This is a genomic window from Humibacter ginsengisoli (assembly GCF_054780095.1).
Genome location: NZ_BAAGWZ010000001.1, coordinates 369,332 through 383,001, shown reverse-complemented (window position 1 = coordinate 383,001; position 13,670 = coordinate 369,332). Strand labels below are relative to the sequence as shown.

Annotated in this window: 11 protein-coding genes; 3 read left to right on the top strand and 8 right to left on the bottom strand. The window is 67.7% G+C overall.

Annotated elements, in window-relative coordinates; translation table 11 throughout:
* The first annotated feature begins 26 nt into the window (after positions 1-26).
* Entirely contained in the window at positions 27-884 is an 858-nt protein-coding gene (locus ACYVI5_RS01565; RefSeq protein WP_460578699.1) for an oxygenase MpaB family protein, read from the top strand.
* Positions 885-984: 100 nt separating this feature from the next.
* Here the strand turns inward: ACYVI5_RS01565 and ACYVI5_RS01560 are convergent, their stop codons facing one another.
* Positions 985-1,200 (bottom strand): hypothetical protein, encoded by a 216-nt coding sequence (locus ACYVI5_RS01560; RefSeq protein WP_460578698.1) that lies wholly within the window; start codon positions 1,198-1,200, stop codon positions 985-987.
* Between the two features lie 177 nt (positions 1,201-1,377).
* Complete coding sequence (gene murQ, locus ACYVI5_RS01555; protein ID WP_460578697.1) at positions 1,378-2,349, bottom strand: N-acetylmuramic acid 6-phosphate etherase; 972 nt, start codon at positions 2,347-2,349, stop codon at positions 1,378-1,380.
* A 122-nt stretch (positions 2,350-2,471) separates the two neighbouring features.
* Here murQ and ACYVI5_RS01550 point away from each other — a divergent pair, with 122 nt between their 5' ends.
* On the top strand, positions 2,472-4,007 hold the full coding sequence (locus tag ACYVI5_RS01550; RefSeq protein ID WP_460578696.1) for a hypothetical protein: 1,536 nt from the start codon (positions 2,472-2,474) through the stop codon (positions 4,005-4,007).
* Here ACYVI5_RS01550 and ACYVI5_RS01545 read toward each other — a convergent pair.
* Both ACYVI5_RS01545 and ACYVI5_RS01540 read right to left on the bottom strand, forming a co-directional pair.
* On the bottom strand, positions 3,979-6,480 hold the full coding sequence (locus ACYVI5_RS01545; RefSeq protein WP_460578695.1) for an ATP-dependent helicase: 2,502 nt from the start codon (positions 6,478-6,480) through the stop codon (positions 3,979-3,981). The two genes, ACYVI5_RS01550 and ACYVI5_RS01545, sit on opposite strands and share 29 nt — an antisense overlap.
* A gap of 74 nt (positions 6,481-6,554) precedes the next feature.
* The gene (locus ACYVI5_RS01540; RefSeq protein ID WP_460578694.1) at positions 6,555-7,571 is read right to left on the bottom strand and encodes a PI-PLC domain-containing protein; all 1,017 of its coding nucleotides are present in this window, start codon (positions 7,569-7,571) and stop codon (positions 6,555-6,557) included.
* An 86-nt stretch (positions 7,572-7,657) separates the two neighbouring features.
* Here ACYVI5_RS01540 and ACYVI5_RS01535 point away from each other — a divergent pair, with 86 nt between their 5' ends.
* Positions 7,658-8,512, top strand: a complete 855-nt coding sequence (locus tag ACYVI5_RS01535) for a Bax inhibitor-1/YccA family protein (protein ID WP_460578693.1) — start codon at positions 7,658-7,660, stop codon at positions 8,510-8,512.
* A 94-nt stretch (positions 8,513-8,606) separates the two neighbouring features.
* Here the strand turns inward: ACYVI5_RS01535 and acs are convergent, their stop codons facing one another.
* The 4 genes from acs to ACYVI5_RS01515 form a co-directional block, all read right to left on the bottom strand.
* Positions 8,607-10,574 (bottom strand): acetate--CoA ligase, encoded by a 1,968-nt coding sequence (gene acs / locus ACYVI5_RS01530; protein WP_460578692.1) that lies wholly within the window; start codon positions 10,572-10,574, stop codon positions 8,607-8,609.
* 4 nt (positions 10,575-10,578) lie between these two features.
* On the bottom strand, positions 10,579-11,214 hold the full coding sequence (locus tag ACYVI5_RS01525; RefSeq protein WP_460531911.1) for an acetate uptake transporter family protein: 636 nt from the start codon (positions 11,212-11,214) through the stop codon (positions 10,579-10,581).
* Positions 11,215-11,454: 240 nt separating this feature from the next.
* A complete protein-coding gene (gene guaA, locus ACYVI5_RS01520) occupies positions 11,455-13,044 on the bottom strand; it encodes a glutamine-hydrolyzing GMP synthase (protein WP_460578691.1) in 1,590 nt (529 codons plus the stop codon).
* An 87-nt stretch (positions 13,045-13,131) separates the two neighbouring features.
* Complete coding sequence (locus ACYVI5_RS01515) at positions 13,132-13,668, bottom strand: DUF3817 domain-containing protein (RefSeq protein WP_460578690.1); 537 nt, start codon at positions 13,666-13,668, stop codon at positions 13,132-13,134.
* Between the last annotated feature and the right edge of the window lie 2 nt (positions 13,669-13,670).

The window sequence follows — 13,670 nt, the reverse complement described above, 5'->3', positions numbered from 1 at the left end:
TCCGCGCATCCGGTTACCCTTGCGGCATGCCGCAGCGACCATCAGAGCCGCGACCGCCCGAGCGGCGATACCCCGGGCCGCCAGCGCGGCGATCCCCTGGACCGCCATCGCCGAAGGGCCTCGCGGATGTCGGTGCCGAGTGGATCATGCTCGCCGGCGGCGGATGCGCCATCCTGCTGCAGCTGGCGCATCCGTCCGTCGGGCGCGGAGTCGCCGAGCACAGCGACTTCGCGTCGCGTCCCTATGACCGGCTGATCGGCACGCTCACGTACGTGACCGCGGTCGCCTGCGGCACGGAGGAAGACGTCCGCACGGTGCACCGCGCCGTCGGGCGCGCGCACGCGCCGGTGCATGGACCCGCCGATTCCGACACACCGGCGTACTCCGCGTTCGATCCCGACCTGCAGCTCTGGGTGACCGCGACGCTGTACTGGACGGCAGTACGCGTGCACGAGCGGGTCTTCGGCGCGCTGGATGCCGCATCCGCCGACCGCTTCTACCGCGAGTTCGCAGCGGTAGGAACGTCGCTGCAGCTGCCGCACGATGCGTGGCCCGTCACCCGCGACGACTTCGACCGGTACTGGGATGACGCGCTGCGACGCCTCATGGTGCTGCCCGCGGCGCGCGTCGTGAGCCGCGAGCTGCTGCGCGCCGAGCACGCCCCGCTGTGGATGCGCCTCATCATGCCGTGGGCACGGCTCGCCACCGTCGCGCTGCTCCCCGAGTCGCTGCGAAGCCAGTACGGCCTGGTGCTGAGCGAGCGCAACCGGCGCAGGTACGAGCGGATGATGTCGCTCACCGCCGCCCTCTACCCGCGCCTGCCCCTTCGCGTTCGTCACATCGTGCGCGACCGGCTGCTACACCGCCTGCGCGCCGAGATGTGAGCGCCCTCTCGACCTGCGCCGCTCCTCCCCTGTGCTGCGGCGCAGGCAAGCGCGTCAGCGGAACACCAACACCGCCGAGGCCCGATCCGGGAACGCGCCGTCAGGCGGCGCGAGCGTGCTGCTCGGCGTAGGTCGACGCCTCCGCGTCGCGCTCGTCGGCGCAGCCCGCGCACAGCCAGAGCGTGAGACCATCGTCGCCACACACTTCGAGGAAGGCGTACTCCGCGCAGTCAGCGCAGCGGTGGGTGGCCAGCAGCAGGTCGAGGTCGTCGTCTGCCGCCGCGTTCTCGATGATGAACTGCTCGTCCCTGGTCATGTCTCCATGGTGCGACGAGCCACCGACATGCGATTGAGGCCTCGCCGCGAATGCTCGCATTCGGGGCGAGGCCGATTGAGTTTGTTGAGCGGCGAAGCCGCGATCACATGCGATTGAGACTTGCCGGGGAATGCTCGCATTCGGGGCGAGGCCGATCAAGCATCGCGCTGTGCGCGCTCACGCAGTGGATGTACCAGTCGGCGTCGCTGCGGCGATCGCCTCGCGCAGCATTCCGTCGTGGCGGTTCAGCAGCCGCACGGCGGCGTCGCCGTCCAGGCCGGTGACGACGACGAGGATGGCCGCTTTCACCCACCCGTCGACGGTGGCAAGAGCGCGAGCGGCGGTGGTGGCATCCGTTCCAGTCGCCAGCATCACGATGCGCTCCGACCGCGCACGCAGCTTCTCGTTCGTGGCGCGCACGTCGACCATGAGGTTGCCGTAGACCTTGCCGAGGCGCACCATCGCGAGGGTCGAGATGGTGTTGAGCACCATCTTCTGGGCGGTGCCGGCCTTCAGCCTGGTCGAGCCGGTCACGACCTCGGGTCCGACCACGGTCTCGATGGCGACATCCGACGCCTCGCCGATCGCGGACCCCGCATTGCACGCGAACCCCACAGTGGCGGCGCCGAGTTCCCGTGCGCGGCGAAGCCCACCCAGCACGTACGGCGTTCGACCTGAGGCGGAGATGCCTACGACGGTGTCGTGCCGTCCGACACTCAGTTCATCGACGGCCGCGGCACCCGCGGTCTCGTCGTCTTCCGCGTTCTCCACGGCCGTGCGGATGGCGGTGTCCCCGCCTGCGATGACGCCGACGACGCGCGAGGGGTCCATCCCGTAGGTCGGCGGGATCTCGCTCGCGTCGAGCACTCCCAGGCGTCCGGGCGTGCCTGCGCCGACATAGATCAGCCGGCCTCCGGCCCGCATCCCGTCAACGACGAGCGTGACCGCGGCCGCGAGCTGCGGCGCGCAGGCGGCGACGGCATCGGCGACCGTCGCGTTCTGCTCGCACATCACCGCGATCTGCTCGTCGAGCGGCAGCCGGTCGAGCTCGCGTGTCGCCTCGTTGACGGCCTCCGTTGCGAACGAGTTCAGCCGTTCGCGCAACTCACCGCGTTCATCCGAATCCCGCACGCTGGAGGTGTCTGTCATGCCTACACCGTACGAGACTTCGGGCTCCGTCCCGTCCTCCACAGGTGCGGCCGCCCCCGGGTTGTGCACCTGCGACGGTTCGAGCGCCTCGCCACGGTCGGGAACCTGCGAGCGTTCCCGGCATGACCAGCATCCATCACGACCACGCACACCCTCATCGCCGCCGGCATTCCGCGCTCCTGGCGCTGCTGGTGGCGATCGTCGCCCTCGCAGGCGCTCTCTTGCTCCCGTCGCCGGCGCGTGCCATGCCTGCTACCGGAACGGGCATCGGGTTCTGGTCGGCCGATGGCTGGTGGATCGGATCGTGGACGCTGGCCGACGGCACGCGCGGCTTCTGCATCGATCTCGGTGGCCGGGCACCGACCGGGCACGACCTCGAGCCCACGGATGCCGTATCACTCGGCCGGTTCTCCGACGATGACCGTGCCCGCTTGGCCTACATCTCCCGGACGTGGGCGGGAACCGACGATCCGGTGACCGCCGCGGCGGCACAGCTGGCGACGTGGACGATCACCGGTCTGAACGGGCACAGCGTCGAGTCGCTCGCCGCGAGGGCCGGGGCTCGAGCGGACGAGGTGCTGGACCGCTCGAACGCCATGCTGGCTGAGCTGGCCGCACCCTCTGGCGCATCGCGATCGGCTACCGCGAGAGTCACAATCGATAGCGACGACGCCGGAGCGAGCTCGCTCGTCGCATCGGTGGACGTCGACTATCTGGCCGGGTCTGCGACCGCGACGCCGGACACCCTCGACGGGGTGGCAACGGTTCAGGGCGCGGTGTTCGCCGACGGCTCGCACGAGCACAGGGTGCGCAACGGGTTGGCCTACCCGCTGACACCGGATGCCGGAAGCGCGGTGGCCGATCTCTCGGCATCCGTCACGTTCACCGATCTGCCGTTCGGCGCAGCCGTCACTGTGGCTCGCGCCGAGCCGGGTGTGCAGAGCGTGCTCACGTCGTCGCCCGGACGAGCGTCGGCGCGGGCAGAGGCCTCGGCCCAGCGACCGTCGTCGCTGCCGTTCCAGCCCGTGGTCGCGACGAAGGCCAGCGACACCGTCGCCGTGGCCGGCGCGACCGTGCACGACGTGCTCCAGGTCGCCGCACGCAGCGAACCGGGATCCACGTCCGAGTGGGGCGTCTACGGCGAAGACGGCGGACCGTACACTCCGATCCCGGTGACCGTGCGGAGTCGACTGCTGGGTCCGTTCTCCACTCCTCCGGCGGCATCGGACCAGACGCCGGCGGATGCTGCTCCCGTGTGCGAGGTTACGACAGTGGTGGACCACGGGCCGGGCGAGTACTCGACGCCGTCGTGCACGCTTCCGAGTGCCGGGTACTTCGTCTGGGTCGAGACGATCTCACCGGACGACACGGCGTCGGAGCACGGGCGATCGCGCGTTCGCGCGTGGACCTCCCGGTTCGGTGAGGCGACGGAGACGGTCATGGTCAGTGCCCCACCCGCCCAGCCCTCGGCCGACGTCGACCGGCTCGCCGAGACGGGAGCGATGGACGGCCCCGCTCGCACCGCTGCGGCACTCGCGGCGATCTCCGGGCTGTTGTTCGGCGTCTCCGCCCTCTGCGCACGCTGGGCGCGCCGCACCTCGCGAAGTGCTCGCGATCGGGACTACGCGGTCAGAGCTTCTCGATCGGGGCGATCTTGATCAGCAGCTTCTTCGCCCCCGCCTTGTCGAACTGCACGTGGGCCACCCGTTTCGTGCCCTCGCCGGTGACAGCGGTGACGCGCCCGTCGCCGAAGTCAACGTGACGGATGCGATCGCCCGGCTCGAGGGTGAGGTCGCCGTTGTCGCGCACCTGAGCCGTGACCCGGTTCGGCCACGCGCTCGCCGGGATCTCCGGCTTGGCGCCGAACGAGCCGCCAGCGCCGGTCAGGCCGCGGTCCTGTCCCCGCTCCGGTCGCCGCGCATTCAAAGCACGCGACTGCGTGCCGCCACGCGAGTTCGCGAACCCTGGGGACTGCTTCCAGTCGATCAGCTCGGCAGGGATCTCCTGCAGGTACCGGCTCGGCAGAGCCACAGCGACATCCCCGAACTGAGCGCGGGTCATCGCAAGGGAGAGATAGAGGCGCTTGCGTGCTCGCGTGATGCCCACGTAGAACAGACGGCGCTCCTCTGCAGGGCCGCCGGGCTCGTTCGCCGACATGCGGTGCGGCAGCAGCTCCTCCTCGACACCCGTGATGAACACGGCGTCATACTCCAGGCCCTTTGCCGTGTGCAACGTCATGAGCGACACCGTTCCGCTGGCGTCGTCGATCTCATCCGCTGCCGCGACCAGCGACACTTCGGTGAGGAACTCGACGAGGCCGCCCTCGGGGTTGTTGCGCTCGAACTCCTTCGTGACCGCGACAAGCTCCTCGACGTTCTCAGCACGCGCCTCGTTCTGCGGATCGCGGCTCGCCCTCAAGGCATCCACCAGCCCGGATCCCTTGATGAGATGCACGAGCACGTCGCTCACCTTCGCGGGGCCGCCGGCAGCATCCGGGTCGATCATCACGGCGCCCTCGTCGAGCAACGTCGCCAGGTCGACGATCGCCTTCGTCACCTTGGGACCAAGCCCGAGAGACCCGGCATCGCGCATCGCCTGCCGGAAGCTGAAACCGTTCGCCTCCGCGTATCCGGCCAGCTGTGTCTCGGTGGCCGGCCCGATTCCGCGCTTGGGCGTGTTCAGGATGCGGCGCAGCGCCATCTCGTCGGACGGGTTCGCGACGGCGATGAGGTAGGCCATCGCATCCTTGATCTCGGCTCGCTCGTAGAACTTCGTGCCGCCCATGATGCGGTACGGAAGCGCCGAGCGGATGAAGATCTCCTCCAGCGCACGCGTCTGCGAGTTCGTGCGATAGAAGACCGCGATCTCGTTGTAGGGAACGCCCGCCGAGTGCAGCTTCTCGATCTCGTCGGCCACGAACTGTGCCTCGTCGTGCCCGGAGTAGCCGGTGTAGCCGACGATCCTCTCGCCGTCACCGCCCGCAGACCACAGCTTCTTGTCTTTGCGGTCGAAGTTGTTGGCGATCACCGAGTTGGCTGCGGACAGGATGTTCTGGGTCGACCGGTAGTTCTGCTCCAGCAGCACCACCTTGGCGCCCGGGAAGTCGCGCTCGAACTCCGAGATGTTGCGGATGTCCGCACCCCGGAACGCGTAGATCGACTGATCCGAGTCACCCACCACCGTCAGCGACGCTCCCGGTACCCGGCCGGTGGCATCCACCAGTCCGCGCATGGTGAAGTCCTTCGCCTCGAGCGACGCCACCTCCTCCGGTTCGATCGGCTGCGTGAGCGTGTGGATCAGCTCGTACTGCGCGTGGTTCGTGTCCTGGTACTCGTCGACGAGGATGTGCCGGAACCGTCGCTGATACAGCGCCGCCACGTGCGGAAAGGCACGGAACAGATACACGGTCTGGCCGATCAGGTCGTCGAAGTCGAAGGCGTTCGCCCGTTCCAGATCGCGGCTGTACTGCCGGAAGATCTCGAGGAACATCGCCTCCTTCGGATCCGACCGATTCGCGGTGCGGGCGAACGAGTCGACGTCCGACAGCTCGTTCTTCAACTTCGAGATGCGGGCTGCAGCACTGCCCGGTGTGAACCCGAACGTGTCGGCCTCGAGCTCCTTGATGATGCGCTTCAGCAGGGCCTTCGAGTCGCCGGCGTCGTAGATCGTGAAGTTGCGGTTGTAACCGAAGTGCTCGGCCTCGCGCCGCAGAATGCGAACGCACGCGGAGTGGAACGTGGAGATCCACATGCCCTTCGCGCTCTCACCAACGAGCGCTTCGACGCGCTCCCGCATCTCGGCTGCGGCCTTGTTCGTGAAGGTGATCGCCAAGATCTGGCTGGGCCACGCCTCCCGGTTCGCCAGCAGGTTCGCGATGCGGTGCGTCAGCACCCGCGTCTTCCCGGAGCCTGCGCCGGCGACGATCAGAAGCGCCTGACCGCGGTATTCGACCGCCTCGCGCTGCTGTGGGTTGAGGCCGTCCAGCAGCGAATTCCCGCCCACGTGCGGCCGGAACGAGCGCTCGTCCATGCCGACATCCACCCCGTCGAGAATGATCGGAGCGGATGCCCGGAACGCTTCGGGGTCGCGCGTGGCGTCATCGAGAACAGGGGTGTCGGAAGGGCTCGTCATGCTGCGTCAAGGATATGCGCGGCGACCGACAGTGGATGCCCCGCGCGAACGGCGACGCGGCCCGATCAAGCCGATCATCCCAAGGCGTCGCGGGCGAGCGCTGCGAGGTCCGGCTGATCGGCGAACACCCCGTCCACGCCTGTCGACATGATCAGCTCGAACTCGCCGGCCCAGTCGCCGTAGTGCTCGGCGGCTTCGCCGCGGCGGAACGGTTCGGCGAGGAAGCGGTTCTCTGCCCGCATCGTCCACACGTAGATCTGGAGGCCCGCGCCATGCGCGCGATCCACGAGGTCCGTGATGCCGTCACCCGCGGCATCCAGCAACAGCGTCTTATCCACGCTGATGCCGTCGATCGCGCCGTCGCCACTGGCGCCGGCCAGCTCGTACAACCCCGCCTCGTCGATCTCCTGCGCATACTCGCGGGCTGCCGCGCCGTCTCGGGCGACCGCATCATACGGGGCACCGCCTGCCTCGACGAGATACACCGACCTGCCGCGGATGCCTCGCCTGCGCACCTGCGCGAGCACCGTTCGCTCGAACGACTCGACCACGAGCCGCCCGTGCGAGTAGTTCCACGCCGCCTCACGAACCGCCGCCGAGAACAGGTCGTCCAAGGGCAGGCCGAGCTGCTCGAAGTAGGTGGCGTGCTTGAGTTCGACGACGAGCCCGAGCTCACGGTCCGCCCGCTCTGAGCACCGGTCGACGAGTTCGAACAGGTCGGAGAGCCGCATCAGCGGATAACGCCCGTCGAAGGTTGAGCTCGCCTGACGCACCTCCGGCAGCCGCTCGACGCAGTGCAGTGTCGACAATTGCTCCCACGTGAAGTCTTCCGTGAACCATCCAGTGCGCGTCACGTCGTCGACGACCTTGGTCGTACGGAGGTGCTCGAACTCGTGACGGGATGCGACATCAGTGGTCGTGGAGATCTCGTTCTCGTGCCGCAGCACCAGAACACCGTCCTTCGTCGCCACGACGTCGGGCTCCACGGCATCCGCACCGAGTGCGAACGCCAGCTCGTATGCTGCGCTCGTATGCTCCGGGCGGTATGCAGAAGCGCCTCGATGGCCGATGATGAGGGGCGCAGAGGTCATGGCCTCACGATAACGAGTGGGTTGAGCAGCGATCTGCACAGCAGAACCTCAGCCCGAACATGACCGATCTTCGGTAACGTTTCATCATGGCTCTCTCGAACCCCGCGTTCTCGCGCAATCCGGCCTTCAAGCCGAACAATCCCGCGGCAGGTGCCACGACGGCGACCGACACGAATGCGCTCGCCACGGCCGAGGGCATCCAGTCGCTGTACGAGGCCCCGGCTGCGACGTCGGCCGACACCGGCCGTATGACCTACGAAGACACCATCGTCAAGACGGTGCTGCTCTTCGCGGTGATCCTCGCCACCGCCGTGGTGGGCTGGTTCTTCCCCGTGCTGACCTTCCCCGGCGCCATCGTCGGTCTCGTGCTGGGGCTCGTCAACTCCTTCAAGCGCAAGCCATCGCCTGCGCTCATCCTGTCGTACGGCGCTGCCCAGGGCCTCTTCATCGGCGGCATCTCGGCCATCTTCGAGCAGCTCTGGAATGGCGTCGTCATTCAGGCGATCCTCGCGACGCTGGCCGTGTTCGCGGTGACGCTCGTGCTGTTCGCCAGCGGCAAGGTTCGCGCATCCGCTCGTGCGACGAAGGTGTTCCTCGTCGCCCTGATCGGCTACGCCGTGTTCGGTGCGGTGAACCTCGTGGTGATGATGTTCGGCGGATTCAGCCAGGCCACCACGGGTGGCCCGTTCGGCATCTACTCCATGCACGTGCCGTGGTTGTTCAACATTCCGCTCGGCGTTCTGATCGGTGTCTTCGCCGTGATCCTCGCCGCCTACTCGCTCGTGCTCGACTTCGACTTCATCCAGAACGGCGTGAAGAACCGGGCACCGCGGGTGATGGGCTGGTACGGCGCGTTCGGCCTCGCCGTCACGCTGATCTGGCTGTATGTCGAGTTCCTGCGTCTGTTCGCGATCATCGCGGGCGGCGGCGGGCGCAACTAGCCGAAGCCTCACGAAGGAGCCCCGCCCGGGTCCGACCGGGCGGGGCTCCTTCGTTACCGGGTGCGTTCGACAGGCCGAGCAAGCGGGCAGGCGCTCAGTCGTCGTGGGCGCCGCCCGCCATGCCCGCAGCGATTGCATCCATCACCGTCGAGTCCGCCAGCGTGGTGACGTCGCCGATGGGACGGTTCTCGGCCACATCGCGCAGCAGCCGTCGCATGATCTTCCCGCTGCGCGTCTTCGGCAGCTCCGCGACGACCATGATCTGACGCGGCCTGGCGAGCTTGCCGATCTGCACGGCGACGTGCTCGCGCAGCTCGGCGACGACATCCTCGCCGCCGTCGCCGGCTTCGGCCCGGAGGATGACGAACGCCACGATCCCCTGCCCGGTCACCTCGTCGGTCGCTCCCACGACGGCCGCCTCTGCCACCTTCTGATGCGAGACCAGAGCCGACTCGATCTCCGTCGTGGAGAGGCGATGACCCGAGACGTTCATGACGTCGTCCACGCGGCCGAGCAGCCACAGGTCGCCGTCCTCGTCCTTCTTGGCGCCGTCGCCGGCGAAGTACACGCCAGGGAACCGCGACCAGTACGTGCTCACATACCGCTCGTCGTCGCCCCAGATCGTGCGCAGCATGCTTGGCCACGGCTCGGTGACGACGATGTAGCCACCCTCTCCGTTGGCGACCGGTTCGCCCGCTTCACTGTAGACATCCACCGAGATGCCGGGCAGCGCACGCATTGCCGCGCCCGGCTTGCCCGCTGTCACGCCGGGCAGCGCACTGACCATGATCGAACCGGTCTCGGTCTGCCACCAGGTGTCGACGACCGGCGTGCGGTCGTGTCCGATGTTGTGCCGGTACCAGACGTACGCCTCAGGGTTGATGGGCTCACCGACCGACCCGATCAGCTTCAGGCTCGACAGGTCGTACTTCGCCGGGATCTGTGCACCCCACTTCATGAGCGTGCGGATGGCCGTGGGCGCGCAATACAGCTGCGTCACCTTGTACTTGTCGATGATCTCCCACCAGCGACCCTGGTGCGGAGAGTCCGGCGTGCCCTCGTACATCACCGACGTCGTGCCGTTCGCGAGCGGTCCGTAGACGATGTAGCTGTGGCCGGTGACCCAGCCGATGTCGGCCGCGGTCCAGTACACGTCCCGGTCGGCCTTGAGGTCGAACACGGCCCACTGCGTGTACGAGCATCCGACGAGGTAACCGCCCGAGGTGTGCAGGATGCCCTTCGGCTTGCCTGTCGTGCCCGACGTGTACATCACGTAGAGCGGATGCTCCGAGTCGAAGTACTCCGGCTCGTGCTCGGTGGATGCCTGCTCCACCGTGTCGTGCCACCACACGTCTCGGCCGTCTACCCAGTCGACATCGGAGCCGGTGCGCTTCACGACGAGCACGGTGTCGACATCCGCACCGTCGGCGATCGCCTGATCCACCGCGGGTTTGAGCGGTACCGCGTTGCCCTTGCGATACGCACCGTCGGCCGTGATCACGACGCGGGCCTGGCAGTCCTCGATGCGGCTGCGCAGCGATTCGGCCGAGAACCCGCCGAACACCACGGTGTGCGGAGCGCCGAGGCGAGCGCAGGCGAGCATCGCCACGACGGTCTCCGGGATCATCGGCATGTAGATGGCGACGCGATCGCCGGTATTCACGCCGAGCTCGGTCAGGGCGTTCGCCGCCTGGCAGACCATGTCGGTGAGCTCCCGGTAGGTGATCGTCCGGGTGTCGCCACGGTCCCCCTCGAAGTAGTACGCAACGCGGTCGCCGAGTCCGGCGGCGACATGACGGTCGAGGCAGTTCACGGCCACGTTCAGCCTGCCGCCCACGAACCACTTCGCGAAAGGCGGGTTCGACCAATCGAGCGTCTGGTCCCAGTGAGTCTCCCAGTCCAAGCGGTCCGCCGCACGGTCCCAGAAGGCGAGCCGGTCGGCATCCGCTTCGGCGTAGGCATCCTGTTTCACGTTCGCCTGCTCCGCGAACTTCGGCGAGGGTTCGAACCGCCGGTTCTCGCGCAGCAGGTTGGCGATGGTGGGTTCTTGCGTGTCCGTCATCGCGTCATCCCTTCGACATCGGCACGAGTGGGAGCACCGTGCGCTTGTACGTGAAGTTGGTGACGGTCGCGAACGACGTGTACCAGGCGAGCAGCGCGGTGAGTACTCCGAGGTACCCGCCGATGTAGTTCCACGGGCTCGCCCCGACCCAGGCGCCCAGCACGAGGGCGATGTAGGTGAGCGTCAGCACGACGAACACGAGGAACACGAAGAGGTTCGTCCGGAACGACGCGATCGTCATGTAGCAGGTGAAGATCGCCCAGGCGAGCAGGTACAGGCCGATGCCCTTGGAAGCGTCGGAACCCAGCTTCGTGGCCGTGTTCAGATACCAGAACGACATCCAGAACGCTCCGTATGAGCAGAACGCCACGGCACCGAACGTGTTGTGGTTCGCGAACTCCCAGATGCCGGCGATCGCCTGGATGGCGCCGCCATAGAACAGGGCGAGGCCGAGGACCACTCCTCCGGTATCCGCGGGCACCCAGCCCGCGTTCACGACGCTGAGTACGAAGGTGGTCATCCCGAAGCCGGCGAGGCCGAGACCCGCGGGATCGCCGAATGGAACGTGCAACGGTCGGGGCGCTGACTCGGTCGCGGGTTCCGGAGGAACGAATGCGCGATGCGCTTGCGGTGTGGACATGTCCAATCTCCTCAGTGGCCGGCATCGTCGCCGGTCATCATTCCCACGCTACGCTCGCTGCACTTGACCGAGATCATCGAATTCACACAGGCAGCTCACTGGCATGAGCTTTCCTCATGCGATCCGGTGGCAACCCTGCCACGCAGGGTGCCATCGGAACACCACCCACCGGGAATCCGCGTCGGTCCGGGATGGCTGGTCAGCTCAATGGTTGCTCGCGAGATTCCGCTCCCTGCGCCATCACTCCCACTCGATCGTGGCCGGGGGCTTCGAGGTGACGTCGAGCGCCACCCGGTTCACGCCCTCGACCTCGTTCGTGATGCGGTTCGAGATGCGCGCCAGCACGTCGTACGGCAGGCGCGTCCAGTCGGCGGTCATGGCATCCTCCGAGCTGACCGGACGCAGCACGATCGGATGCCCGTATGTGCGTCCGTCGCCCTGCACGCCCACCGAGCGCACGTCGGCCAGCAGCACGACGGGGCACTGCCAGATCTCGCCGTCGAGACCGGCGGCGGTGAGTTCGTGCCGCACGATGGCATCCGCTTTGCGCAGCAGGTCGAGCCTGTCGCGTGTCACCTCGCCCACGATGCGGATGCCCAGCCCGGGGCCGGGGAACGGCTGCCGCGAGACGATCTCCTCCGGCAGGCCCAGCTCACGGCCGACGGCGCGCACCTCGTCTTTGAACAGGGTGCGCAGCGGCTCGACGAGCTCGAACTGCAGGTCTTCGGGGAGGCCGCCGACGTTGTGGTGGCTCTTGATGTTCGCGGTGCCTGTGCCACCGCCGGACTCCACCACGTCGGGGTAGAGCGTGCCCTGCACGAGGAAGCGGATGGGGTCTCCCGCCGCCTTCGCCGTCTCGACCAGTTCGCGCTGCACCTTCTCGAACGCGCGGATGAACTCGCGGCCGATGATCTTGCGCTTCTCCTCCGGGTCGCTCACACCCGCCAGCGCGTTCAGGAACGTGTCGGCAGCGTCGACCGTGATGAGGCGGACGCCGGTCGAGGCGACGTAGTCCTTCTCGACCTGCTCGCGCTCCCCCTCACGGAGCAGGCCGTGGTCCACGAACACCGCGGTGAGCTGGTCGCCGACCGCCTTGTGCACGAGCGCGGTCGACACCGCGGAGTCCACACCGCCGGAGAGCGCCGAGAGCACGCGGCCGTTGCCAACCTGCTCGCGGATCGCCCTCACCTGCGCCTCGATGACGTTCTCGCTGTTCCACTCGGCCGGGATGCCCGCTGCGCGGTGCAGAAAGTTCTCCAGCACAGCCTGCCCGTGTGCGGAGTGCTTCACCTCCGGGTGCCACTGCACGCCGTAGAGCCGCCGCTCGTCGCTGGCGAACGCCGCGACGGGCGTGGAGTCGGTCGAGGCGAGCACCTCGAATCCCGCCGGCGCCTTCGTCACGGAATCGCCGTGGCTCATCCACGCCGTCTGCTGCGCCGGCTGATCGGCCAGCAGCGTGCCGGCATCGGTCACCCGCACGTCGGTCGAGCCGTACTCGCGCGCGCCCGTCTTCGACACCTCGCCCCCGAGTGCCGACGCCATCACCTGAAAGCCGTAGCAGATGCCGAGCGTCGGCACCCCGAGCTCGAAGATGGCCGGGTCGAAGCTCGGCGCCCCGTCTTCGTACACGCTCGACGGACCGCCGGAGAGCACGATGCCTGCCGGATGCTTCGCCGCGACCTCCTCGGCCGTGATCGTGTGCGGCACGATCTCGGAGTAGACGGATGCCTCCCGCACGCGCCGCGCGATCAGCTGCGCATACTGCGCCCCGAAGTCGACGACAAGCACGGGATGCTCGCCAACGGCCGCATCGTCATCATCAACGGTCATTCATGCCTCTTTCGTGATACCCGACCGTCGAGACGGCGGTCGGCGCGGCGGTGGCCAGAAGCGGCCTCCGCTTTTGGCTCCAGCGCGCTACTGGGATGCCTCAACGGTGCTCGATGCTGCCTTGGACTTGACGGGGTTCTCGGCGAGGAATCGATGCACCTGCCGAGTGATGAAGTGCTCGACGATGAACGACATGAACGGCACGACGCCGCCGAGAGCGATCTGCACGAACTTCGTGAACGACATGCGCATCAGCGACCACAGCCGGAAGTCGGCGATGAGGTAGAGCACGTACAGCCATCCGTGCGCGATGAGGATCGCCGTGGAGACGTCGAGTCCGGGCAGTTCGCCGCCTGCGGGGTTATACGGCACGAGCGCGAGCACCGGATGTCCCGGCGCGAACGCGTACACCGAGTACCCGATGCCGTACTTGAGGATCATCTCCGCCACCAGGAGCAGCAGCATGATTCCGGTGATGTATGCGGTCACGCGGTAGAACGTCAGGGCGCCGGGGATCTTCGGGATGTCCACCGCGCGGGGCCGGGCCGAGTTCGCCGATCGCAGCTGCTCGATCGTGCGTTTGAGGAGGCTTCCGCCGTCCTCGTTCTGGGGGGAGTTCGGCATGA